This is a genomic window from Peribacillus sp. FW305-BF15 (assembly GCF_058783805.1).
This window is the reverse complement of record NZ_JBYSYV010000029.1, coordinates 1-25,307: the sequence shown is the minus strand read 5'-3', so window position 1 is coordinate 25,307 and position 25,307 is coordinate 1. Positions and strand designations below refer to the sequence as shown.

Annotated in this window: 25 protein-coding genes, 1 rRNA gene and 2 other annotated features; all 26 genes read right to left on the bottom strand. The window is 42.1% G+C overall.

Going from position 1 to position 25,307, the window contains the following annotated elements; translation table 11 throughout:
* Positions 1-102 precede the first annotated feature (102 nt).
* On the bottom strand, positions 103-3,672 hold the full coding sequence (gene rpoB, locus AC3WLU_RS23150; RefSeq protein WP_048677874.1) for a DNA-directed RNA polymerase subunit beta: 3,570 nt from the start codon (positions 3,670-3,672) through the stop codon (positions 103-105).
* Between the two features lie 238 nt (positions 3,673-3,910).
* Positions 3,911-4,516 carry a class I SAM-dependent methyltransferase gene (locus tag AC3WLU_RS23145; protein ID WP_369316752.1) on the bottom strand — a complete coding sequence of 202 codons (606 nt, stop codon included), beginning with the start codon at positions 4,514-4,516 and terminating at the stop codon, positions 3,911-3,913.
* 194 nt (positions 4,517-4,710) lie between these two features.
* A complete protein-coding gene (gene rplL, locus AC3WLU_RS23140) occupies positions 4,711-5,070 on the bottom strand; it encodes a 50S ribosomal protein L7/L12 (RefSeq protein ID WP_048677872.1) in 360 nt (119 codons plus the stop codon).
* A 61-nt stretch (positions 5,071-5,131) separates the two neighbouring features.
* Positions 5,132-5,632, bottom strand: a complete 501-nt coding sequence (gene rplJ / locus AC3WLU_RS23135) for a 50S ribosomal protein L10 (protein WP_048677870.1) — start codon at positions 5,630-5,632, stop codon at positions 5,132-5,134.
* 39 nt (positions 5,633-5,671) lie between these two features.
* Positions 5,672-5,822: a sequence feature (ribosomal protein L10 leader region), on the bottom strand.
* Between the two features lie 50 nt (positions 5,823-5,872).
* On the bottom strand, positions 5,873-6,565 hold the full coding sequence (gene rplA, locus AC3WLU_RS23130) for a 50S ribosomal protein L1 (RefSeq protein WP_048677868.1): 693 nt from the start codon (positions 6,563-6,565) through the stop codon (positions 5,873-5,875).
* A gap of 104 nt (positions 6,566-6,669) precedes the next feature.
* Complete coding sequence (gene rplK, locus AC3WLU_RS23125; RefSeq protein WP_034305057.1) at positions 6,670-7,095, bottom strand: 50S ribosomal protein L11; 426 nt, start codon at positions 7,093-7,095, stop codon at positions 6,670-6,672.
* 174 nt (positions 7,096-7,269) lie between these two features.
* On the bottom strand, positions 7,270-7,803 hold the full coding sequence (gene nusG / locus AC3WLU_RS23120; protein ID WP_048677866.1) for a transcription termination/antitermination protein NusG: 534 nt from the start codon (positions 7,801-7,803) through the stop codon (positions 7,270-7,272).
* A 258-nt stretch (positions 7,804-8,061) separates the two neighbouring features.
* A complete protein-coding gene (secE, locus tag AC3WLU_RS23115; protein ID WP_034305062.1) occupies positions 8,062-8,244 on the bottom strand; it encodes a preprotein translocase subunit SecE in 183 nt (60 codons plus the stop codon).
* 50 nt (positions 8,245-8,294) lie between these two features.
* Positions 8,295-8,444 carry a 50S ribosomal protein L33 gene (rpmG, locus tag AC3WLU_RS23110; protein ID WP_072273931.1) on the bottom strand — a complete coding sequence of 50 codons (150 nt, stop codon included), beginning with the start codon at positions 8,442-8,444 and terminating at the stop codon, positions 8,295-8,297.
* Positions 8,445-8,637: 193 nt separating this feature from the next.
* The gene (gene sigH, locus AC3WLU_RS23105) at positions 8,638-9,270 is read right to left on the bottom strand and encodes an RNA polymerase sporulation sigma factor SigH (RefSeq protein WP_094246690.1); all 633 of its coding nucleotides are present in this window, start codon (positions 9,268-9,270) and stop codon (positions 8,638-8,640) included.
* Between the two features lie 85 nt (positions 9,271-9,355).
* The gene (locus AC3WLU_RS23100) at positions 9,356-9,865 is read right to left on the bottom strand and encodes an NYN domain-containing protein (protein ID WP_034305067.1); all 510 of its coding nucleotides are present in this window, start codon (positions 9,863-9,865) and stop codon (positions 9,356-9,358) included.
* Between the two features lie 4 nt (positions 9,866-9,869).
* Complete coding sequence (gene rlmB, locus AC3WLU_RS23095) at positions 9,870-10,613, bottom strand: 23S rRNA (guanosine(2251)-2'-O)-methyltransferase RlmB (RefSeq protein WP_034305069.1); 744 nt, start codon at positions 10,611-10,613, stop codon at positions 9,870-9,872.
* A complete protein-coding gene (locus tag AC3WLU_RS23090; protein WP_034305071.1) occupies positions 10,610-11,032 on the bottom strand; it encodes a Mini-ribonuclease 3 in 423 nt (140 codons plus the stop codon). Before AC3WLU_RS23090 ends, rlmB begins: the two co-directional genes overlap by 4 nt.
* A 3-nt stretch (positions 11,033-11,035) precedes the next feature.
* Positions 11,036-12,433: a cysteine--tRNA ligase gene (cysS, locus tag AC3WLU_RS23085; RefSeq protein WP_057276472.1), complete on the bottom strand. Its 1,398-nt coding sequence runs from the start codon at positions 12,431-12,433 to the stop codon at positions 11,036-11,038.
* Between the two features lies 1 nt (position 12,434).
* A complete protein-coding gene (cysE, locus tag AC3WLU_RS23080) occupies positions 12,435-13,085 on the bottom strand; it encodes a serine O-acetyltransferase (RefSeq protein ID WP_034305073.1) in 651 nt (216 codons plus the stop codon).
* Between the two features lie 85 nt (positions 13,086-13,170).
* Positions 13,171-13,419 (bottom strand) — a binding site (T-box leader).
* A gap of 42 nt (positions 13,420-13,461) precedes the next feature.
* A complete protein-coding gene (gltX, locus tag AC3WLU_RS23075) occupies positions 13,462-14,919 on the bottom strand; it encodes a glutamate--tRNA ligase (RefSeq protein WP_053537039.1) in 1,458 nt (485 codons plus the stop codon).
* 89 nt (positions 14,920-15,008) lie between these two features.
* Positions 15,009-15,488: a 2-C-methyl-D-erythritol 2,4-cyclodiphosphate synthase gene (ispF, locus tag AC3WLU_RS23070; RefSeq protein WP_057276469.1), complete on the bottom strand. Its 480-nt coding sequence runs from the start codon at positions 15,486-15,488 to the stop codon at positions 15,009-15,011.
* A gap of 14 nt (positions 15,489-15,502) precedes the next feature.
* Positions 15,503-16,192, bottom strand: a complete 690-nt coding sequence (ispD, locus tag AC3WLU_RS23065) for a 2-C-methyl-D-erythritol 4-phosphate cytidylyltransferase (RefSeq protein WP_106028123.1) — start codon at positions 16,190-16,192, stop codon at positions 15,503-15,505.
* A gap of 21 nt (positions 16,193-16,213) precedes the next feature.
* Positions 16,214-17,311 carry a PIN/TRAM domain-containing protein gene (locus tag AC3WLU_RS23060; RefSeq protein ID WP_057276467.1) on the bottom strand — a complete coding sequence of 366 codons (1,098 nt, stop codon included), beginning with the start codon at positions 17,309-17,311 and terminating at the stop codon, positions 16,214-16,216.
* Between the two features lie 223 nt (positions 17,312-17,534).
* A complete protein-coding gene (gene disA, locus AC3WLU_RS23055) occupies positions 17,535-18,608 on the bottom strand; it encodes a DNA integrity scanning diadenylate cyclase DisA (RefSeq protein ID WP_034305085.1) in 1,074 nt (357 codons plus the stop codon).
* 2 nt (positions 18,609-18,610) lie between these two features.
* A complete protein-coding gene (gene radA, locus AC3WLU_RS23050) occupies positions 18,611-19,999 on the bottom strand; it encodes a DNA repair protein RadA (RefSeq protein WP_053537036.1) in 1,389 nt (462 codons plus the stop codon).
* 198 nt (positions 20,000-20,197) lie between these two features.
* Complete coding sequence (gene clpC, locus AC3WLU_RS23045; RefSeq protein ID WP_034305090.1) at positions 20,198-22,639, bottom strand: ATP-dependent protease ATP-binding subunit ClpC; 2,442 nt, start codon at positions 22,637-22,639, stop codon at positions 20,198-20,200.
* 130 nt (positions 22,640-22,769) lie between these two features.
* The gene (gene mcsB / locus AC3WLU_RS23040; RefSeq protein WP_034305092.1) at positions 22,770-23,846 is read right to left on the bottom strand and encodes a protein-arginine kinase McsB; all 1,077 of its coding nucleotides are present in this window, start codon (positions 23,844-23,846) and stop codon (positions 22,770-22,772) included.
* The gene (gene mcsA / locus AC3WLU_RS23035) at positions 23,843-24,394 is read right to left on the bottom strand and encodes a protein-arginine kinase activator protein McsA (protein WP_034305093.1); all 552 of its coding nucleotides are present in this window, start codon (positions 24,392-24,394) and stop codon (positions 23,843-23,845) included. The genes mcsB and mcsA overlap by 4 nt, the downstream gene beginning before the upstream one ends.
* A gap of 21 nt (positions 24,395-24,415) precedes the next feature.
* Entirely contained in the window at positions 24,416-24,877 is a 462-nt protein-coding gene (locus AC3WLU_RS23030; protein ID WP_034305095.1) for a CtsR family transcriptional regulator, read from the bottom strand.
* Between the two features lie 358 nt (positions 24,878-25,235).
* Positions 25,236-25,307: ribosomal RNA gene (gene rrf / locus AC3WLU_RS23025) — 5S ribosomal RNA — on the bottom strand; the annotation flags it as partial.

Here is a 25,307-nt window from a genome sequence, read left to right as displayed (position 1 = left end):
ATTGAATCAATAAGGCTCTAACAAGGCAGCATGATTTTCTAATGAACATCTCGCTGCCAGTCAGAGCAGGTAATATATAACTGGATATGTTTATATTTAATTTTATTCTTTGACAGGTGCCCCTACTTCGGAAGCAACCATATCTTTAGTTTCTGAATCAAGGCTTAATTTGTCTGCTTGGTTGGCTTCATCTTCATCTTCCAAATCACGCATTTCGATTTCACGATCTTCGGCATTGAGGATTTTAACATCCAATCCTAAACTTTGAAGCTCCTTAATCAATACTTTGAATGACTCAGGAACGCCTGGTTCAGGGACATTTTCACCTTTGACAATCGCTTCGTACGTTTTAACACGACCCACGACATCATCTGATTTAACGGTTAGGATTTCTTGTAATGTATAAGCGGCACCATAAGCTTCAAGTGCCCATACTTCCATCTCACCGAAACGCTGTCCACCAAATTGCGCTTTACCACCAAGTGGCTGCTGCGTAACAAGGGAGTAAGGTCCAGTTGAACGTGCATGAAGTTTATCATCGACCATATGCGCCAGTTTGATCATGTACATGACACCAACTGATACACGGTTATCGAATGCTTCACCTGAACGGCCATCATAAAGGACAGTTTTTGCATCACGGGACATCCCGGCTTCTTCAATCGTACCCCAAACGTCTTCCTCAGTGGCACCATCGAATACAGGAGATGCTACATGAATGCCAAGTGCGCGTGCAGCCATACCCAAGTGTAGCTCCAACACCTGACCGATGTTCATACGTGAAGGTACACCCAATGGGTTTAACATGATGTCGACTGGAGTGCCGTCCGGTAGATAAGGCATATCTTCTTCAGGAAGAATCCTGGAGATTACCCCTTTGTTACCATGTCGTCCGGCCATTTTATCGCCTTCATGGATTTTACGTTTTTGAACGATATATACACGTGCGAGTTGGTTTACACCAGGAGGCAGTTCATCGCCGTCTTCTCTGTTAAATACTTTAACATCAAGAACGATTCCGCCGCCGCCGTGAGGTACACGAAGTGATGTATCCCTTACTTCACGTGCTTTTTCACCGAAGATTGCATGTAATAGACGTTCCTCAGCAGTCAGTTCCGTTACACCTTTAGGCGTGACTTTACCAACGAGAAGGTCTCCGTCTTTCACTTCAGCACCCACACGGATAATTCCGCGCTCATCAAGATTACGAAGCGCATCTTCCCCTACGTTAGGGATGTCACGGGTGATTTCTTCAGGCCCTAATTTTGTATCGCGTGATTCAGATTCATATTCTTCAATATGAATGGAAGTGTACACATCATCTTTAACCAATCGTTCACTCATGATGATGGCATCTTCATAGTTATATCCATCCCATGTCATGAAGGCTACCAATACGTTACGTCCAAGTGCCAACTCACCTTTTTCCATTGAAGGACCATCAGCAAGAATTTCACCTTTTACGACATTGTCGCCAACACTTACGATAGGGCGTTGATTATAGCACGTTCCTTGGTTGGAACGAATGAATTTTAATAGACGATATTTATCAAGATTTCCTTTTACTTGCTGCCCGTCTACTTCACTTACCCTACGTACCCATACTTCACGTGATTCAACGTGCTCTACGATACCAGGGTGTTTACAGATTACGGCAGCACCGGAGTCTTTCGCTGAAACATACTCCATACCCGTTCCTACCCGAGGGGCTTCCGGTTGAAGCAAAGGAACTGCTTGACGTTGCATGTTCGCTCCCATAAGGGCACGGTTGGAGTCATCGTTTTCCAAGAAAGGAATACATGCAGTCGCGGCAGATACAACCTGTTTAGGAGATACATCCATGTAATCTACGCGGTCACGCGGAACAACGGTATTTTCACCGCGGAAACGTGCAACAACATCGTTATCAAGGAATGAGCCGTCATCCGACAGTCGTACATTCGCTTGGGCAACTACATAGTTATCTTCCTCATCAGCTGTTAAGTAATCGATTTGGCTTGTAATTTTACCTGTTTCAGGGTCCACACGGCGGTATGGTGTTTCAATGAAGCCATATGGGTTAACCTTTGCAAAACTGGATAACGAGTTAATCAAACCAATATTCGGTCCCTCAGGCGTTTCAATCGGACACATGCGGCCATAGTGGGAATAATGAACGTCACGTACTTCAAAGCCAGCACGCTCACGTGTCAGACCACCAGGTCCCAATGCAGATAGACGACGTTTATGCGTCAACTCAGCCAACGGGTTCGTTTGATCCATGAACTGGGAAAGCTGTGAACTTCCAAAGAACTCTTTAATGGATGCAATGACCGGGCGAATGTTGATTAGTTGTTGTGGAGTGATTGTGTTCGTATCCTGAATGGACATTCTTTCACGGACAACACGCTCCATACGGGATAAACCAATTCTGAATTGGTTTTGCAGCAATTCACCAACGGAACGCAGACGACGGTTACCTAAATGGTCAATGTCATCCGTGATTCCCACACCATGCAATAAATTAAAGAAATAACTGATGGAAGAAATGATATCAGCCGGTGTAATGTTTTTGACCTGGTCGGTCACATAAGCATTACCGATGATATTGATCACTTTTTCGCCTTCAGCATCGTTTGGTGCAAACACTTTAATAGGTTGAAGAAGAGTTTCTTCCTCTACTACACCACCTGATGGATGGAATGTTTTGAATCCTATTCCACCTTCGATATGAGGCAGAATCCTATCAAGAGTCCGGCGATCAAGCATTGTACCTTTTTCAACAATGATTTCTCCCGTTTCAGGATCAATCAAAGTCTCTGCAATACGTTGTCCGAATAAACGGTTCTTAATATGCAGTTTTTTGTTTATTTTATAACGGCCTACATTAGCTAAATCATAACGTTTCGGATCAAAAAAGCGTGATACTAAAAGACTTTTCGCGTTTTCGACAGTAGGCGGTTCACCTGGGCGTAGACGCTCATAGATTTCTAGTAATGCTTTTTCCACACTCTCGGTGTTATCCTTTTCAAGAGTGTTGCGAAGGTATTCGTTGTCACCGATCAAATCGATGATTTCTTGATCTGTTCCGAATCCAAGGGCACGCATCAATACCGTTATCGGTAATTTCCTGGTGCGGTCGATTCGAACATACACAACATCCTTGGCGTCTGTTTCGTATTCGAGCCATGCGCCACGGTTAGGAATAACGGTCGCAGAGAACCCAAGCTTACCGTTTTTATCCATTTTCCCATTGTAGTAAACACTCGGTGAGCGCACTAATTGGGATACAATTACCCGTTCAGCACCATTGATGACAAATGTACCTGTTTCAGTCATCAGCGGGAAGTCGCCCATAAATACATCTTGGTCTTTTACTTCCCCTGTTTCTTTGTTAACAAGGCGCACTTTCACACGAAGTGGTGCAGAATACGTAACATCGCGTTCTTTTGTTTCTTCCACAGAATACTTCGGCTCAGCTAAGCTGTAATCGATGAATTCTAACGATAAATTACCTGTAAAATCCTCAATAGGAGAAATATCCTGGAACATTTCCTTTAAACCTACATCTAGAAACCATTGATAAGAAGCTGTTTGAATTTCAATCAGATTCGGAAGGTCCAAAACCTCACTGATTCTTGCATAACTTCTACGTTGGCGGTGTCGTCCATACTGAACAAGTTGACCTGTCAACTGATTCACCCCTTAAATCAAGCGTTATAAGGATCCATTTGCCTCGGAAAAGGAATCATTTCCATAGACAAAAAGAAAATGGTTTTTATTTTAAAAACCACTATTTCTCATAAAACGAACTATTATTTATATATTTTTCCCATATTATCCATTGATTATACACCAATGGTATAAAAATTGCATAGTTACGGAATTATATATATGCATTTTATAATACTAACATAGCGAAAATTTAGAGTCAAACCTTTTTGGATAATAGTATATAGTAACCTTTTTTCTTAACAGGCACTTCAACATTTCCAAATAATTGCTCCATTTTATCCATTGCGGATGGAGCCCCTTGTTTTTTTTGAATGACAACCCATAATTCTCCACCAGCTACCAAACTGCGATAGCTTTCTTCTAAAATTTCGTGGACTACACTTTTACCTGCGCGAATGGGAGGGTTCGTAAGAATCGCAGCGAATTGATTGGAGGCAACTTTGTCAAAACGATCGCTTTCGTAAATCTTCACATTCGCGATCCCATTAGAAGCAGCATTCTCTTTTGACAATTCAACTGCCCGGCTATTTATATCAATCATTTCTATCGTTCTATCGGGATAAGCTGCCGCAATCGATATTCCGATCGGTCCATACCCGCAACCAACATCGAGAATATTTCCTTCCACAGCTTCACTAAGGTTGAAACTCTCAACCAAAAGACGCGATCCGAAATCAACTTCCTTTTTCGAAAAAACACCATTATCACTTTTGAAGCGAAATGTACGTCCCTTTAAATTGAAATCCCAAAATTTCGGATTGCTTACGACATCCGGTTTATGTGAGTAGTAATGCTCTGTCAGAGTCATCTCCCCCTATCAGAAAGGAATATTGAAGATTTAATGAGAGAAGAGAATTGAAGAATGGATGCTTGCACGCCGAAATGTTCCGTAACGATATCCCCGTTACCAAACCATTAACGGCCAGTTCCCGTCATTTCTTTAAAAATGAAGAAAAAAAGCCCGCCAATGATAGCGAGCTTTTTGTTTATGCAAGATTACTTAACTTCAACGCCAGCTCCAACTTCTTCAAGTTTAGCTTTGATTTCTTCAGCTTCTTCTTTAGAAGCGCCTTCTTTGATTGCTTTTGGAGTGTTGTCAACAAGTTCTTTTGCTTCTTTAAGTCCAAGACCTGTAACTTCACGTACAGCTTTGATAACTTTGATTTTTTGATCTCCAGCAGATGTAAGAACTACATCAAACTCAGTTTTTTCTTCAGCAGCAGCGCCACCAGCAGCAGCTACAGCTACAGGTGCAGCAGCAGTTACGCCAAATTCTTCTTCGATTGCTTTTACAAGGTCGTTTAATTCTAAAACAGTCATGTTTTTAACTGCTTCAATGATTTGATCTTTAGTCATTTTTATTTCCTCCTCGAAATGGTTGGTTTTTTTGATTCAGCAGGCTAAATAAGCGGTTAGCTTACGCGCCTTGTTCTTCTTTTTGCTCTGCAACAGCTTTTGTAGCAAGAGCAAGTCCGCGCATAGGTGCTTGTAGCACGCTGAGTAGCATTGAAAGTAGGCCTTCGCGTGAAGGTAGTTCTGCAAGAGCTTTAATTTCTTCAGCAGTTGCAACATTTCCTTCGATAACTCCAGCTTTGATTTCTAACGCTTCATGTTTTTTCGCAAAATCGTTAAGGATTTTTGCTGGCGCAATAACATCTTCAGTTGAGAATGCAATTGCGTTTGGACCTGTTAATGATTCGTTCAAAGCGCTAAGCTCAGCACTTTCAGCAGCACGGCGAGTCATAGAGTTTTTGTAAACTTTAAACTCAACGCCAGCTTCACGAAGTTGCTTACGAAGTTCTGTTACTTCAGCAACAGTCAATCCACGGTAGTCAACAACTACTGTTGATTGGCTTGAAGTTAACTTTTCAGAAATCTCAGCAACGATTTTTTGCTTTTGTTCAATAATTGCGTTCATCCTTACACCTCCTGTAGATTTGCTTGAAAACATTTATACCGTTTCAAAGAAAAAGCCTTCATCTCTATTGCAGACATGAAGGCAGTAATTTCAAAAGTCATAGTCAAGGACTATTATTATCGAATTACCTCGGCAGGGAATTAAGCTCGTAATGAGCACCTACTGTCTACGGTACAAATAGTATTCATTTATTCACAACAAAACTTATTATAACAATAATAGTTTTGGTATGTCAATTATTTATTTGAAAGAAGAAGGATCAACTTTCACGCCAGGGCCCATTGTAGTTGTTACAGAAACGTTTTTCATGTAAGTTCCTTTAGCAGCCGCAGGTTTAACTTTCAATAATGTATCATAGATAGTAGTGAAGTTTTCCACTAGTTTAGCATCTTCGAAAGATACTTTACCGATTGGAGCATGGATGTTACCAGCTTTATCTACGCGGTATTCAACTTTACCAGCTTTGATTTCATTAACAGCTTTCGTTACATCGAAAGTTACTGTGCCAGTTTTAGGGTTAGGCATTAAACCTTTAGGTCCTAATACACGGCCAAGTTTACCAACTTCACCCATCATGTCTGGAGTCGCAACGATTACATCGAATTCGAACCATCCTTGTTGGATTTTGTTGATGTAGTCAGATTCGCCAACGTAGTCAGCACCAGCAGCTTCCGCTTCTTTTGCTTTTTCGCCTTTTGCGAATACTAATACGCGTTGAGTTTTACCAGTACCATTCGGAAGAACAACAGCTCCACGAATTTGTTGGTCAGCTTTCTTAGGGTCTACGCCTAAACGGAAAGCAACTTCAACAGTCGCATCGAATTTTGCGAAGTTTGCTTTTTTAGCAACTTCGATTGCTTCAGTTACAGCATAAGCCTTAGAAACTTCTACAAGCTTAGCTGCTTCAAGATACTTTTTACCTTTTTTCGCCATGATATAAATCCTCCTAAATTGTGGTTTTAACGGAATGACCTCCCACGAATAAAGGTTGCGAGTATCAATCGCAACCCCGTAGAAACAAATAGCAATTACATGGATTAGTCTTCGATGACAATACCCATGCTGCGAGCAGTACCTTCAACCATACGCATTGCAGCTTCAACACTTGCAGCGTTTAGGTCAGGCATTTTAGTTTCAGCAATCTCGCGCACTTGATCACGCTTGACTGTAGCAACTTTATTACGGTTAGGTTCACCAGAACCAGACTCGATACCAGCTACTTTCTTAAGCAATACTGCAGCCGGTGGAGTTTTTGTAATGAATGTAAATGAACGGTCTTCAAATACCGTGATTTCAACAGGAATAATTAGACCAGCTTGATCTGCTGTACGAGCGTTGAACTCCTTACAGAATCCCATGATGTTTACACCAGCTTGACCTAATGCAGGACCGACTGGCGGTGCCGGATTCGCTTTACCAGCAGGAATTTGCAATTTAACCATTTTAATTACTTTTTTAGCCACGAGACACACCTCCTTATAAGTCCGTGATGTGGTAATAGGGTAATACCCTCCCACTCATCTTGAATTCTTTATCTATTAATAAAGAATGCTTGTATCGTTGAGGCCTAAAAATTGAAACATACTGACCTTTGAAATTTTACCACTTTCAAAAGGTAATTTCAAGTTTTTTTCCGTTTATAATTTTTCCACTTGATTAAAATCAAGTTCTACCGGTGTATCACGGCCGAACATATTGACTAGGACCCTTACTTTCCCTTTGTCTTTATCAAGTTCTTCAATCGGTCCTGCAAAAGTTGCAAATGGTCCTTCTTTAACTTGAACCGTATCACCGATTTCAAAATCAACTTCGATTTTGCTTTCATCTACGCCCATACGTTTAAGAACGACTTCAATTTCCTCCGGAAGCAATGCAGTCGGTTTTGACCCAGCTCCAGATGAACCCACGAAACCTGTTACCCCAGGCGTATTACGGACAACATACCATGAATCATCCGTCATGATGATCTCAACCAACACATAACCTGGAAACACTTTCTTTTTGGTCACTTTCTTTTTGCCATCTTTCACTTCTGTTTCTTCTTCTTCTGGAACTACAACGCGAAAGATCTTGTCTTCCATCCCCATAGTTTCAACACGTTTTTCCAAGTTAGCTTTAACCTTGTTCTCATAACCTGAATAGGTGTGAACTACATACCAATTCTTTTCCATGTGTTAGGACTTTAACGTCCTTCCCTCCCTGCAATCGATCATTTTCTTTATTAATCTTTATCTTTGAACGTTTTAGCCAAAAAACCATACAGGCGTCATCCCGAACTTAACTAGAATATATTGTGATGATTCGTATTACAGCAGCACTCGTTTTTGAACTTCTTCACTTATTAAAAAAGACAAATTAAAAAACCCGTTTCCGGGCTTTTCTGCTGACACATATTATTCTATCACTATTATACCTTATTTTCGAATCTCTTATTCAATAACTAAGCGAATTAATTCGGAAATACCCAAATCGACCACTGTAAAGAATAAAGCCATAAATACTACAGTCGTTACCACCACGATTGTATATTTGGTAAGCTCCTTGCGTTTCGGCCAGCTTACCTTTTGCATTTCGCGAGCGACTCCGCTGAAAAATTCGGTAAAACGTTTCATGAATGTACCTCCAAGCATTAGAAGCTTCTGTCAATCTATTTATAAAACGGTTATTTCGTTTCTTTGTGAATCGAGTGTGAGTTGCACGTACTGCAAAATTTCTTGATTTCCAGCCGTTCGCCGCTTGTCGATTGTTTGCTCTCATAACTATAATTTCTTGAACCGCAATCGTTGCAGGCAAGAACTATTTTTTTTCGCATTAGATACACCTATCCTATCTACTATATCCATAAAACCTTATCACGACTGTTTTTTATTGTCAATATCAAAGCGGGTTCCACCCATTATGGACAACGTAAATCAAAACATCGGCTTGCATCTAAAAATCTTAGTGAATAAAAAACTTCCATGTGGAGAAGGGACAGATGAAATTAAGCGGAAAAAGCGGAGGGATTATAAACTGATTTCCCTTACTTCCAGATAGCGCTCGAGCTTTCTTTTCACCCGCTGAAGGGCGTTGTCGATTGACTTAACATGCCGGTTCAACTCTTCCGAAATTTCTTGGTAGGTTTGTCCATCCAGGTAAAGAGCTAACACTTTTCTCTCAAGATCACTCAGGAGCTCGGCCATCTTTAATTCGATATCGTCAAACTCTTCCTGGTTGATGATCAGTTCTTCCGGGTCCAAAACCTTCGTACCCGATATGATATCCATTAGAGTTCGGTCCGATTCCTCATCATAAATTGGCTTGTCCAGGGAAACATAGGAATTGAGCGGAATATGTTTTTGACGTGTTGCTGTTTTGATAGCTGTAATGATCTGCCTCGTAATGCATAGTTCTGCAAATGCTTTAAAAGAAGATAACTTATCCCCTTTAAAATCACGGACGGCTTTATATAAACCAATCATACCTTCTTGCACGATGTCTTCCTTATCGGCACCAATCAAGAAATAAGTCCTTGCCTTCGCTCTTACAAAATTACGATACTTTTGGATCAAATAATCAAGCGCTTCACTGTCTCCAGTGTGCACCAACCCTATCAATTCATCATCCTCAAACTGAAGATACTTTTCGTTCAGCTTCATTCCGAATTTGAGACCCACATTATATCCCCCTGACCTGACTCAGATAGAAATATTATACAGCAGGTAAATTTTACCCGTCAATGGTTCAAATTTTCCCCCGGCGCCATTTTTCGAAAATTTCTGCCACTTCTTCACTTAAAGGAATTTTAGCAACGGGTCTTATCGTTGTTGTTTTTCTTACATCTTTCTTGATTTCGCCTTGAATTTCTTCCATTTCAATTAGCAGTTCACGAGCGGATTTCCTTAGGGCCCCTTGGCCAAAGATCACCCACTGTTCCGTGAAGTCAGAGGTTGCCACTTGAATTTGCGTTTTGACATTATTCAGTTCGATGGCCATCTTTTCTATTCTTTCATCCGCAGTTTCATTTTCTTTTGTAAAAATTACGTCAACTTTGTGATTTTTGAATATGCGGGCAATTCCCTGAACATATTGAGCATCAAATACGACAATTACACGGTATCCGGTAAATGCTTGATATTCCGCCATCATTTCTATCAATCGGTCCCTTGCAGCAGCAAGATCCCGTTCTTTTAATTCTCTCAGTTCCGGCCAAGCTCCAATAATGTTATAACCGTCCACCAACAGAATATTCATTTCGTCATTGCCCTAGGGGATTTCTTTTTCTATAAACCTCATACATCAATAAACCGGCTGCTACCGATGCATTTAACGAAGTTACTTTTCCTGCCATTGGAAGACGGATGAGAAAATCACATTTCTCCTTCATTAACCGGGCCATGCCTTTTCCTTCGCTGCCGATAACAAGTCCGATAGGCATCTTTCCGTCCATGTTACGGTAATCATCGCTGCCTTTCGCATCGGTACCGACTATCCATACCCCTCGCTCTTTCAATTCTTCCACCGCTCTTGCCAGATTTGTAACGCGAGCTACAGGAATATATTCGATTGCACCCGTCGAAGCTTTTGCCACTGTTGCCGTCAAGCCCACCGCTCTTCTTTTTGGTATGATGATTCCATGTGCCCCGACTGCATCGGCCGTCCTCATGATCGAACCTAAATTATGCGGATCTTCAACCTCATCAAGGATCATGAAAAAAGGTGCTTCGTCCCGTTCAGCCGCTTTAGCGAATAAGTCATCCAGCTCCACATATTCATATGCAGCCACTTGTGCGATAACGCCTTGATGGATGCCTTCTACCATTTGGTCAATTTTTTTCTTCGGTACGATTTGCACGAGAACCTTCTTTTCCTTCGCGAGACCGATAAGTGGTTGCATGGAGCCTTTTTGCGAGCCCTCGGCTATCCAAATTTTATTAACTTCCCGTTCGGAGCGAAGTGCTTCCAATACGGGGTTTCTGCCAATGATATATTCTTCGCTCATGGGTTACTCCCCTTTTCTTCTTCAATGTATTCAATGGATTTTTTGATGAGTTCTTCCATTCTTTCTATTCGACCGGATAAATACAAAAATCCCATAAGAGCCTCGAAGGCTGTACTGTAGCGATACGTTTGCACATCTGTATTCTTCGGTACCGTACCGGATTTCGCATTTCGGCCGCGCCGAACGACAGCGGATTCCTCTTCCGATAGCCAATCTGACTCCAGAAAGAAGTGGATGATTTTATTTTGCGCTTTAGCAGCTACAAAAGATGTAGCTTTTTTGTGAAGTAGATTGGGCTTGACCGCCCCTTTTTGAATGAGGTGATGCCGTATATACGTTTCGTATACAGCATCACCTATATATGCTAAAGCAAGACTGTTCAGCATTTTTGCATCTACCTTACTATCGTAATGAAGCATTAATTACCCTCTTTTCCATCTTGTACCTTGAGGGGTATCCTCTAATATGATATTCATGTTTTTCAAGCGATCGCGAATTTCATCAGATAATCCAAAATTGCGGTCTTTCCGCGCTTGAATCCTTTGCTGTATCAACCCTTCAATTTCCTCATCCAGAAGCCCCTCTTCTTCAAGGGACAAACCGAGGACAGAAAATAAGGTGTTGAATTTATCAAGGAAAGCATCAATTACTTCCTTGTCTGTGTTTTTCTCCATCAAGTAATAATTTGCCTGTTTGGAAAGTTCAAAAAGCATGGATATTGCATTAGCTGTGTTGAAATCATCGTCCATTTCCTTAATGAATTGTTCATGTAAATCATTCAGCTTCTCCAACCAAACATCATTATTCTCAGTCAATCCGTCACTTACTTGAAGGCGATGCTTTAAATTTTGATATGATGTCCTTAAGCGTTCAAGGGACGCTTTTACATTTTCAAGCACTTCTTCACTATAATTGATCGGATGACGGTAATGTACTGATAACATGAAGAAGCGTAACACTTGTGGATCATGCTTCTGAATGATGTCATGCACAAGGACGAAATTGCCTAAGGACTTAGACATTTTTTCATTCTCAATATTTATATACCCATTATGCATCCAATAATTCGCAAAGGTCTTACCCGTCAATGCTTCGGATTGTGCAATTTCATTTTCATGATGCGGGAATGCCAGATCTTGACCTCCTGCATGAATATCGATGGTATCCCCCAAATACTTTTTGACCATTGCGGAGCATTCGATATGCCAGCCAGGACGCCCCTTACCCCATGGGCTCTCCCATGATATTTCATCATCCTTGGCCGCTTTCCAAAGGGCAAAATCAAGGGCATCTTGTTTTTTCTCCCCTATTTCAATACGTGCCCCCACTCGAAGCTCATCGATGGACTGATGTGAAAGCTTGCCATATCCCTCAAACTTACGAGTGCGGTAGTACACATCCCCTTCCGATTCATAAGCGAATCCTTTCTCGATTAGCGCCGAGATGAATTCAATGATTGCATCCATGTTCTCCATTACGGTCGGGTGAGCATCCGCTTTTTTGCAGCCCAATGCCGACACGTCTTCAAAATACGCCTTGATGAAACGCTCAGATATGGTCGGGACATCTTCCCCCAATTCTTTTGCCGCGCGAATCAGCTTATCATCCACATCCGTGAAGTTAGAAACGAATTGCACATCATATCCACGGTAATCCAAATACCTACGAACGGTATCGAATACGATTGCCGGTCTTGCATTGCCAATATGAATGTAATTATAGACAGTGGGTCCGCATACATACATCTTCACCTTTCCCTCTTCAATCGGGACGAAGGTTTCCTTTTTTCTTGTTGCTGTGTTATATATTTTAATCGCCATATTATAGACTCCTTTCTTCCTGCTTCTGTTCGGCCAACCTTGCTCTTAAGGCTCTGATTTCACTATCCAATTCCTTAAAGCGATCAGCGATTGGATCAGGAAGATCACAATGATTTAGGTCTTTATTGATTTTGATGCCATCTTGAATGACCACTTTACCTGGAATGCCCACCACTGTAGAATTAGGTGGCACTTCCTTTAGAACGACCGATCCCGCACCGATTTTCGAGTTTTCCCCAACAGTGATGGAACCCAGCACTTTTGCTCCTGTAGCTATCAAAACATTATCCTTTATCGTAGGATGACGTTTTCCCTTTTCTTTTCCGGTCCCCCCAAGTGTTACACCTTGAAAGACGGATACATTGTCGCCAATTTCACAAGTTTCGCCAATGACAATCCCCATTCCATGGTCAATGAAGAAACGACGGCCAATCGTAGCCCCTGGATGAATTTCAATTCCGGTAAAAAACCGGCTGATTTGAGATATGCTTCTCGCCAGGAAAAAGAATTTCCTCTTAAATAGTGCATGAGCCATCCTATGACTCCAAATCGCATGTAAACCAGCGTACGTCAATATGACTTCCAAATAGCTGCGCGCAGCAGGATCTTGATCAAAAACCACTTCGATATCTTCTTTAAACATCTTTAACAAAATGATTCCCCCCTATGTTCCGTCCTTTTCCAACATCCCCTTTTGAAGCTTTTAAAGCATATAAAAAAGCGTCTCTGTCCAAATAGACAGAGACGCTTGAAGCGCGGTTCCACTCTGTTTGGAATGTACGAACCAGGTAAAGCTTTTTCCTGTTTTTTCATCCCCAACTTTAATCCCTGTAACGGAGGACATTCCGCCTGTGCCTACTATAGGTTAGTTCAGCAAAGGACTCAAGGGTGCATTTCAGAAAACGAGAGGCCTGAACCACTTTCAGCAGGTTATGGTTCTCTCTAAAAAGCTTCGTTTACTTACTTCTCCCCATCTACGCGTTCTTTTGTAAGATTATTAAATACTATATTACATTTTCGACAAATTGTTAATATAAAATACTCTGAATACGCTGTTTAATTTTTTCTTTGCCCAGTAATGAAATTGCCTTAGGCAAGTCAGGACCATGTGTTTGACCCGTGACGGCAGCCCTTATCGGCATGAATAATTTTTTCCCTTTATGCCCTGTGCTTTTTTGTACGGCTTTAATCGACTTCTTGATTTCATCCGCATTAAATTCTTCAAGCCCTTCGATCTCCTGAAGGAAAGCTTTCATGACTTCAGGTACCTGTTCTTCAGCCAGCACTTCCTTAGCTTCTTGCTCGAACTCGACCTCATCCTTGAAAAACAGTTCAGAAAGCTCGACTATTTCCGCTCCATAGCTCATCTGTTCTTGAAAAAGTGAAACAAGCCCATGTACCCACTCTTCTTCTTCGGCGGTCAGTGTCTCTGAAACCTTCCCGGCTTTAATTAAGTGAGGCAATGACAATTCCACTGCACGATTGACGTCCAATTGCTTCACATATTGGTTATTCATCCATGTAAGCTTCTGCTTATCGAAAAGTGCAGGTGATTTAGACAGACGGTCAGCATCGAAAAGATTAATGAATTCTTCCTTCGTGAATATCTCTTCCTCCCCGACCGGAGACCATCCTAGTAATGTAATGAAATTGAATAAAGCTTCAGGTACATAACCCAGCTCTTCATATTGTTCAATGAATTGAATGATCGACTCATCACGTTTACTCAGTTTCTTCCTGCTTTCGTTTACAATCAGCGTCATATGTCCGAATACCGGCGGTTCCCAGCCGAAAGCTTCATAAATCATCAATTGTTTTGGAGTATTGGAGATATGATCATCACCGCGAAGGACATGGGAAATCTTCATCAAGTGATCATCGACGGCCACTGCAAAGTTATACGTTGGAATGCCATCCTTTTTAACGATGACAAAATCACCAAAGCCATCTGTTTCAAATGAAACCTCATCCTTGACCATATCTTTGAAAGTAAGGACCTTCCCAGCTGGAACGGCAAAGCGAATGCTCGGTTTTCTTCCTTGTGCCACTAGTTCCGCTTGCTCTTCCTCAGTTAAATGCTTGCACTTCCCGGAATATTTTGGCGTTTCATTGCGTTCGACCTGTCCTTCACGCTCTGCTTCAAGCTCTTCTTCCGTACAATAGCATTTATATGCTAAACCCTTATCCAAAAGCTCTTGATACAATTCCTGATAAAGGTCGTTCCTTTCGGATTGACGGTATGGACCGTATTCACCGCCAACATCAACACCTTCATCCCAATCCATGCCAAGCCATTTCAAATATTTAAGCTGACTTTCCTCTCCGCCTTCAATATTTCTCTTTTGGTCGGTATCTTCAATACGGATGATGAATTTCCCGCCTTTATTTCGTGCGTATAAATAATTAAATAAAGCAGTCCGTGCATTACCAATATGTAAATGTCCAGTCGGACTCGGTGCATAGCGAACTCGAATATCGCTGCTCATGTTATATATAGACCTCCCAGTCGTTCTATTCTATTGTTTATATTATCATTTAAATACATTGGGATAAAGGCATCCACTCTAAAAACGATTTAGTTTGATTTGACCAATAAAACAACAGCCTGTGCAGCGATTCCTTCGCCCCTGCCTGTAAATCCAAGTTTCTCCGTTGTGGTCGCCTTTACATTAATCCTGTCTATCGAGGAATCTAAAAGTTCTGCAATCCTGCCTCGCATTTCCTCGATATACGGTGCCATTTTCGGGCTTTGTGCAATGATTGTACAATCCGCATTGCCTAGGGAATATCCTTCTTTTTTTACGATCGCCCAAATATACTGCAGCAGTTTTGCCGAATCGGCATCTTTAAATTCAGGGTCGGTATCCGGAAAATGCTTACCGATATCCCCTGCACCAATTGCCCCCAAGCAGGCATCGGCAACAGTATGCAGAAGGACATCCGCATCCGAATGACCCAGCAGTCCTTTCTCATACGGAATCGTAATCCCGCCAATTATCAAAGGCCTGCCTTCCACAAGCTGATGAACGTCATATCCTTGTCCTATTCTAAACATATCATTCTCCCCAATCATCGTTTTCCATGTTGTTGTTTATGTAAAATCGCTTCTGCAAAATAAAGGTCTTCCTGAGTCGTAATCTTAATATTATCATAATTGCCCTCAATAATAACTACCTGTTCATTGATCCGCTCTAGTAAACTTGCATCGTCCGTCCCTAAAAATTCTTCAGCTTCTGCCTGTTCATACGCCCTTTTTAATATGGATACACGAAAAGCTTGTGGAGTTTGCACCGCCCACAAGCTTGATCGTTCCACTGTTTCCAATACCTTTTTGTTTGCCGCTTTTTTAATCGTATCCTTAACGGGCACTGCAATTACGGCACCTCCATGAAGGGAGGCAGCAGTAGTCAATTCACTGATTTGCCCTAGGGTAATAAAAGGGCGGGCACCGTCATGGACCAGGACGATGTCTTCTTCTGCATGTTGCAGTCCATTATAAACGCTTTGTTGGCGCTCCTTGCCACCCATGACCAGTTTCTTGACCTTTTTAAGCCCATTCGCTGCTATCAATTGATTGAAATAATCCTTTTCTGCCGGGTTTATCGAAAGGATAATCCCTCGACAGTCAGGATCTTCTTCGAAGACACGCAGTGTATAAACAATGATCGGGATACCCGATAGTTCAATAAAAAGTTTATTCTTGCCCGCTTTCATTCTTTTGCCTTGTCCAGCTGCAGGTATCACTACTTCATAAAACATAACGGTTTCTCCTACTCTTCTTTATAATGCTTTTTCTAATAGTTTCGGTTTAGCGAATATCATCCGGCCTGCAGAGGTTTGCAATACACTTGTGACAAGTACATCGATCCGTTTCCCGATATGGTCACGGCCACCCTCGACAACGATCATGGTTCCATCGTCCAAATAAGCGATGCCCTGGTTCTGCTCTTTCCCGTCCTTTATGACCTGAACGTTCATCTCTTCCCCAGGAAGTACAACTGGTTTTACGGCATTGGCCAGGTCATTGATATTAAGTACCGCCACATTTTGAAACTCGCATACTTTGTTTAAATTGAAATCATTGGTAACGACCATTCCGCCCGATATTTTGGCAAGCTTCACCAGTTTACTGTCCACTTCCTGAATGTCTTCAAAATCCCCCTCGTACATCTCCACTTTAATCGGCAGGTCTTTTTGAATCCGATTCAGGATATCCAAACCGCGCCTTCCACGATTCCTTTTCAATGCATCAGATGAATCGGCAATGTGCTGCAATTCGTTTAATACGAATTGAGGAATGACGATGGTACCCTCCAGAAAGCCCGTCTGACAAATATCCGCAATTCTGCCATCAATGATGACGCTTGTATCGAGAATCTTCAGGCGCTTGCTATACCCCTCTTCATCCTCTTCGCTTGCTTCACCATCCGAGTTCTTTTTCTTATTGCTTTTCGTGAATAAACTCAATAGCTCATCACGTTTTTTAAAGCCCACCTGAAAACCAAGATATCCAAATAAAAGCGTAAGGATGATAGGAACCACTGTATTCAAAATGGGAACCTTGATGGCACTGAATGCGGATCCAACCAAGAACGCTGCCAGCAATCCAACTAAAAGACCTACGCTGCCAAAGATTATATCCGTAATCGGTATCTTTACAAGCTGTTCCTCCAGCCATTTCATAAAGTAGATCACATGATCTACTGCCCAAAAAGTTATAAGATAAAAGATAATGGCACCCAACAGTACACTTACATAAGGATTGTTTAATAAAGCAATATCGTCTGCATGTAAAACAGTTAATAATTCCGGAATAAGCAACATACCAAGTGTTCCGCCGACTATTAAGAAGCATGCTTGTATAATGCGTTTTAACATCCCTTTCACCTCCTTCTACTCATTATTGACCAATAAAATAAAATGAAACCTTGAAAATTCGTTTTCACTATATACATTAAATTCACTTAAGGATAATGGATTTACAAATATGAATTCTTCTCTTTTTCGTAATATTAGCCTAGCACCCCGAGTTTTGAGTGTCAAAAATAAACACCAATCAATTTCAAGCCCGTTCAGGAGTTTTTTAAAAGCCGGCTGCACCTTACATCCTTCTATTTGTGACCAGCTGATTTTTCAAAATTCGGAGTCCTTCTTTAATTTTATTTGCCCGGACTTCACCTATACCCTCCACATCGTCAAGGTTTTCAACCGTAGCTTTATTGACTTCACTAAAGCTTCCGAACTGTTTCACTAAATTTTCGATGATCAAACCCGGCAAGCGTGGGATTTTATGAAGAATACGGTAACCACGGGGATGTACTGACTCATCAAGATGAATGTATCCATGATAGCCCAGCACCTTAAGAAGAATGCTTTCATCCAGTTTTTCCTGCATGGCCAACTCTTGAAGCCTAAAAATGATTTCCTCGGGATTTTCATCATTACTGGAGGTATAATCCTTGATAAGCCATTTCCCTTCCGTTTCAATATCTGCCAGGATTTCATTCATTTGCAAACGGATCAGCCTTCCTTCCGTACCAAGCTCATTTAGGTACGTCAGCAGCTCTGCCTTGATCCTGAGCACCATCACATAACGGTGAAATACCTGCAAAAGATCGGCATAGGTCACGATTTCCTCAAACTCGAGCGCTCCTAAAACCGATATGCTCTGCTGCAGGACCACCTTGTATTTTTCCAAGGTCTGGATGGCTAAATTAGCCTTGGCAAGTATGACTCCTATATCTTTAAGGGCATACCGGAAATTGCCCTGATATAAAGTGATGACATTCCGGCGTTGTGAGATTGCGATGACCAACGACTTGGTCTCCCTAGCCACCCGTTCCGCTGTCCTATGCCTCATTCCCGTTTCAGTGGAAGGTGTACTGTTATCAGGCACTAATTGGGCATTTGCAAAAATGATCTTATCGGCGGTTTCATTTAAAATGATGGCCCCGTCCATCTTCGCCAACTCATATAATGTACTGGGGGTACAGCTGCAGTTGATTTCGAAGCCGCCATCCACGATCGTTCGCACCTTCTCATTATATCCGGCCACTATCAAACCGCCCGTGTTTGCCCTCAGGACATTTTCAATACCCTCCCGAAGCGGGGTACCCGGTGCTACGATTTGCAGGATTTCCAATTTTGTTTTCTCATACCCTTTTTTATCTGTCATGCTTAACCCCCTAACGATTGTTTAAGAGCCTCCGAAACCGATGAAACACCAATGATCTTAATACCTTTCGGCGCGGTCCACCCTCCTATATTATTAGCCGGTATGATAACCCGCTCAAACCCTAATTTCGCTGCTTCCTGCACCCTTTGTTCAATTCGTGACACCCTTCTCACTTCACCAGTCAGCCCCACTTCACCAATGATGCAATCGGCAGGGTTTGTTGGTTTATCACGGAAGCTTGATGCAATGCTTATTGCGACAGCGAGGTCAATTGCCGGTTCATCCAGCTTGACACCGCCAGCAACCTTTAAATACGCATCTTGGTTTTGGAGCAGCAAGCCCACTCTCTTTTCCAGGACAGCCATTAAAAGCGAAACTCGATTGTGGTCAATTCCTGTGGCCATCCGCCTCGGATTGCCAAAACTCGTAGGAGAAATCAATGCTTGAATTTCAACAAGCACCGGCCTTGTGCCCTCCATGGATGCGACGACTGTGGACCCCGAAGCTCCTTGCGACCGTTCTTCAAGGAAAATTTCCGATGGATTCGCCACCTCTTCCAATCCATGTTCCTTCATTTCAAAAATACCCATCTCATTCGTCGAACCAAAGCGATTTTTAACCGCACGTATAATTCGATATGTATGGTGTCTTTCCCCTTCAAAATATAATACGGTGTCCACCATGTGCTCAAGCAGCCGTGGTCCCGCAATGGCCCCTTCTTTTGTAACGTGACCGACGATAAAAATCGCAATCCCGTTCGTTTTAGCAATGCGCATGAGTGAGGCTGTGCATTCCCTCACTTGTGAAACGCTTCCCGGGGCAGATGTAACCTCAGAATGGTAAACCGTTTGAATCGAGTCAATTATGACCAAATCCGGTTTAACGTCTGTAATTGCCTGTTGGATATAGTCCATATCGGTTTCAGAATAAACGAATAGATTTTCCGACATGGTCCCAAGCCGGTCCGCTCTCAATTTGGTTTGCTTGACTGATTCTTCACCTGATATATAAAGCACTTTTTTCTGTTTATGCGCCAATTGGGATGATACCTGTAGAAGCAGGGTGGACTTACCGATACCCGGGTCCCCTCCGATCAATACAAGTGATCCCTGTACGATCCCGCCCCCAAGAGCACGATTCAATTCCATTAGATCCGTCTTAATGCGTGGTTCTTTTTCTGACTGAATGGTCGTTATGGGTGCTGCCTTCTCCCGTTCCCCGGAAACTCTAACCTCTGAATGGGTAAAAGCGCCTTTTCTTGCAGGTTTAACGATTTCGGTTTCCTCGACCATTTTGTTCCATTCACCGCAGCCTGGGCATTTCCCCATCCATTTCGCGGACTCATACCCACAAGACTGACACATAAATTTTGTTTTCTTTTTTACAGCCATAAATTACTCCTCTTCCTTTGGAAAAAATATCTATATTAAGGATATTATATCTCTGTTTTATTTAAACCTTCTTAAGGCTAAGTTTTTTTAAAAAAATATTCACTTTGCTTTTCCCGTTTATACTCATATCTACCTATAGATAAAAAACAGAGGTACACTGCAAAAGAATCTGCGTGTACCTCGAAGTTTAGGATCAGGTTATTCACTTACATTAACAGGCTCGCCTTGTCGGATTGCAAACTCATTATTCACGACATCCATTACGACCGTTTGCCCTTTTTTCACGTTGCCTTTAAGCAACTCTTCGGATAGATAATCTTCTACATGCTTCTGAAGCGCCCTGCGGATTGGCCTTGCCCCATATTCCGGATCAAAACCTTCCGTGGCAATTTTTTCTCTAGCCGCATCTGTCAGCTCCAAGTATATCTCCTGTTCTTTCAAACGGGTAGTAAGCTGATTTGACATTAATGTAACGATTTGTTTCAAGTGATCCTTCTCTAATGAGTGGAACACGATAGTTTCATCAATACGATTCAGGAATTCCGGACGGAATGCACGTTTGAGTTCTTCCATCACTTTCCCTTTCATATTTTTATAGTCCTGCCCAGTATCCTGGATGTTAAAGCCGACATACTTATCAGTTTTCAAGGCAGACGCCCCTACATTCGATGTCATGATCAGAATGGTATTCCTGAAATCGACAGTACGCCCCTTGGAATCTGTCAGTCTTCCGTCTTCCAACACTTGAAGAAGAATATTGAAGACATCCGGATGCGCCTTTTCTATTTCATCAAGCAGAACGACGGAGTATGGTTTCCTCCGCACTTTTTCCGTTAACTGACCGCCTTCTTCGTACCCAACATATCCTGGAGGCGATCCAACAAGACGTGAAGTCGAATGTTTCTCCATATATTCGGACATATCGATGCGGATCATGGCATCTTCATCACCAAAAATGGATTCAGCCAAAGCACGGGCTAGCTCGGTTTTACCGACCCCTGTAGGCCCCAGGAAGATGAAGGAACCAATTGGACGCTTAGGATCTTTCAAACCTGCCCTTGCACGCCGTACTGCTTTAGAAACCGCAATGACGGCCTCTTCCTGCCCAATTACACGATCATGGAGGATTGACTCCATATTAAGCAGTTTGTCTGACTCCGTTTGCGCCAATTTAGTAACCGGCACTCCCGTCCAGCTGGATACGACGTGTGCAATGTCATCCACAGTCACTTCACTGTTTTCCTGCCCTTGTTTTTCTTTCCAAGTTTTTTTCGTTTCTTCCAATTGTTCTCTTAAGCGTTGTTCTGTATCGCGAAGCGAAGCAGCTTTTTCAAATTCCTGACTCTGAACGGAAGCATCCTTTTCCTTGCGAACATCATCTAGTTTCACTTCAAGTTCCTTTAGGTTAGGTGGCGTTGTGTATGAGCGCAGCCTAACTTTGGAACCAGCTTCATCAATCAAGTCAATCGCTTTATCAGGTAAAAAGCGATCGGAAATATAACGGTCTGATAATTTGACTGCAGCATCAATCGCTTCGTCAGTGATCGATACGCGGTGATGTGCCTCATAACGGTCACGAAGACCTTTGAGAATTTGGATGGATTCCTCAATTGTCGGCTCATCGACTTGGATTGGCTGGAAGCGACGTTCAAGGGCAGCATCCTTTTCAATATACTTACGGTACTCATCCAAAGTTGTAGCACCGATACATTGTAATTCACCACGGGCCAATGATGGTTTAAGGATATTGGAGGCATCGATGGCACCTTCTGCACCACCTGCACCAATCAATGTATGCAATTCATCGATGAATAGGATGATATTACCCGCCTGACGTATTTCATCCATGACTTTCTTCAACCGGTCCTCAAATTCACCCCGGTATTTAGTGCCAGCCACAACAGTACCCATATCAAGTGTCATGACGCGTTTATCACGTAAAATCTCAGGTACCTCGTTATTGATAATCTGTTGGGCAAGCCCTTCAGCAATGGCTGTTTTACCAACGCCAGGTTCACCGATCAATACTGGGTTATTTTTTGTACGACGGCTTAATACCTCAATGACACGCTGTATTTCCTTACTTCTACCGATAACCGGATCCAAGCTTCCTTCCCTTGCAATCGCCGTTAAATCACGGGCAAGGCCATCTAGTGTCGGCGTGCTTGCATTTGCAGCGGCTGAACCTTGATGACCACCTGATTCATTGCTGCCCAAAAGTTGTAATACTTGTTGTCGGGCTTTATTTAAACTTACTCCCAGATTATTCAATACGCGGGCAGCGACACCCTCCCCTTCTCGTATAAGACCTAGAAGGACATGCTCTGTCCCAACATATGAGTGACCTAATTTTCTTGCTTCATCCATGGAAAGCTCAATGACCTTCTTGGCTCTTGGGGTATAATGTATCGTTTGGGCCGTATCCTGTCCACGGCCAATTAAATTTTCCACTTCTTTCTGAATCTTCTCCGGACCCAATCCAAGAGCATATAACGCTTTGGCTGCAATACCATCACCCTCTCGGACCAGGCCCAGTAAAATATGTTCCGTGCCAATATTATTATGACCTAAACGGATTGCTTCTTCTTGGGCTAATGCTAATACTTTCTGGGCTCTTTCAGTAAAACGACCAAACATCATAGGGAATTCCTCCTTAAGAATTTTCGTTTTGAATAAAATTGCTGGCAATTCTCTAAGTAATGGCAGAAGCTTATTCTTGCTCCATATCTATTACATGAAATTTAATTCTCCCTAAAGGGGTCAATAACCTCTATGAGGAGGAAGATTCCGTGAAATTCAAGCGTTCCCGGATGAGTGCTGCTCTACGGATATCCCTTTCATGGGGTCTTAAAGGGCCGCCTGCGTACTTTTGTAAAAATCCCGACTGCGTCAAAATCATCAATTCATTTAGAATGCTTTTGGAAATACTCTTTATATACCCAAGATCTATCCCTAATCTAACATCTGAGATACATGTAGCTGCTTCCTTTGTCTCGATTATTCGAGCATTGGACAAAACCCCATATGAACGGAAAATTCTATCTTCTAATTGTATGTGGGAAGTCCTCGCTAATGCATCCCTCGCTGACCGTTCCTGGGCTATGATTTGTTGCACTACGCTCGTTAGATCTTCAACGATATCCCTTTCCGATTTTCCAAGAGTGATTTGATTGGAAATTTGAAAAATATTCCCCAACGCTTGACTGCCCTCTCCATAAATCCCTCGAACCACCAACCCCAATTGGTTGATAGCCGGTATGATATTATTCATCTGCTGTGTAAGGACCAGACCCGGCAGATGCATCATGACTGAAGCCCTTAACCCTGTTCCCACATTAGTCGGACAACTAGTCAGGTATCCTCTTTCTTCATCATATGCATAGTCTATGGATTCTTCAATCCAATCGTCAAGAACATTTGCAATCTTTAAGGTTTCCTTTAGCTGCAACCCCGACATTAAACATTGAATACGGAGATGGTCCTCTTCGTTTATCATGATACTTATTTCTTCATTTTCCGAAAGGAGACACGCGCTTTTCGCTGAATCTTCAACTAAATGAGGACTGATTAAATGTTTTTCAACCAGAACGCGCTTTTCCAGTGGCTGCAATTGGTCAATCTCTAACAGCTCCAATTTCCCAATCTCTGGGGTTACTTCCTCTTCGATTCTTTTTTTAATCAATTCAATGATTTTATTAGCTTCTTCGTTCGAAAAGGAGGTTGGGAAGGTAAAGTCTTTGAAATTCCTGGCCAGCCGAATCCGCGAACTCAATACAATATCGATTTCCGGACCTTCGGCACTCATCCAGGAACTCAAGGCGTTTTCTACAAACTTTTCCAAGCTCATAATTCCTCGCCTCCCTCTTGTGCTTCATACCTTTTTTCAAGGGAACGAACCTTATCTCTTACTTCTGCCGCCTTCTCAAACTCCTCTTGATCAATGTGGACCTTTAAAACTTCTTTCAAATCCAAAATTTGCTTTCGAAGATATATGGCGCCGCCAATCCTTTTTGGAATTTTCCCTATGTGTGCTGTATTGCCGCTATGAACCCTCTTTAAAATGGGATTTAACTGTTCATTGAACGTTTTATAACATTCGGCACAGCCAAACTTGCCAATATGGACAAATTCTTTATAAGATCGATGACAATGCGGGCAGCGCCTCTCTTCCGTTTTCGGAAATGCATTTGCCTTTGTCTGTTGAATATTCGACTCCATATTCAACAATCCTGCTAATAAATTATTTATTGAAAAACCAGGTCCACCTGCCTCCATGAACATTTCACCTTTTTCCTGAGCACATTTCTCACAAATCATGACTTCAGTCTTTTTTCCATTGATGATTTTGGTGAAGTGCAGGGTAGCAGGCCTTTGATGACATTCTTGGCAAATCAACGTTCATCACCTCTGCCAGTTTCATTTATATTTTAAAGTAGTAAGCATCGCTGTTAAAATTCTTGCCCTAAGCTCATCGCGGTCAGGCAGGTCGATATAAATCACCGATCTATCTATGACGCTCATCATAATCTTTGCTTCTCTTTCATTAATGACGTCTTCATTCATCAGCCGTGAAATTACTCCTTCAGCCATCGATTGAGTTACCCTGGAACCAATAAGCGATAATAAGTGGTTGATAAGTTGCACGGAATCCTGTGATTCCACTTTCATGATGCGTATATAACCGCCGCCTCCACGCTTACTCTCTACAACATAACCTCTCTCGATGGTAAACCTGGTATTTATTACGTAATTGATTTGAGAAGGAACACACTGAAATTTATCCGCTATTTCACTTCTTTTTATCTCCAAGATATCTTTTTGACTTATTTCAAGTACTTGCTTCAAATAAGTTTCGATAACATCAGATATGTTTCTCACTCAGCCTCCTCCATTCTGACTTTGACTATATTTGACTATTATTATACAAGGAATAATGCATTTTGCAACTTAAACGCATTTTCTTTCTGTAATATCCATTTTCTCCAAATTATATGTAGTTACATACCCCATTGAACATTAAAGTTGAAATATCTTATATAAATACCCTATATAAATGGATGTAAAACCTGAAATTTTTCTTCTCCTTAAGAATTCTGCCCCATTTCCCCAGCTCATCCATTCCTCCTCATGATAAGGCAACCAATTCAAATAAGGCCAGCCCGGACTGTCCCTGAAAACGGAAATTTTTTTTAATTACAAAAAAAAAGACCAGCCGGATGGCTGATCTTTTAAAATGGCTTGGCGGCGTCCTACTCTCACAGGGGGAAACCCCCAACTACCATCGGCGCTGAAGAGCTTAACTGCCGTG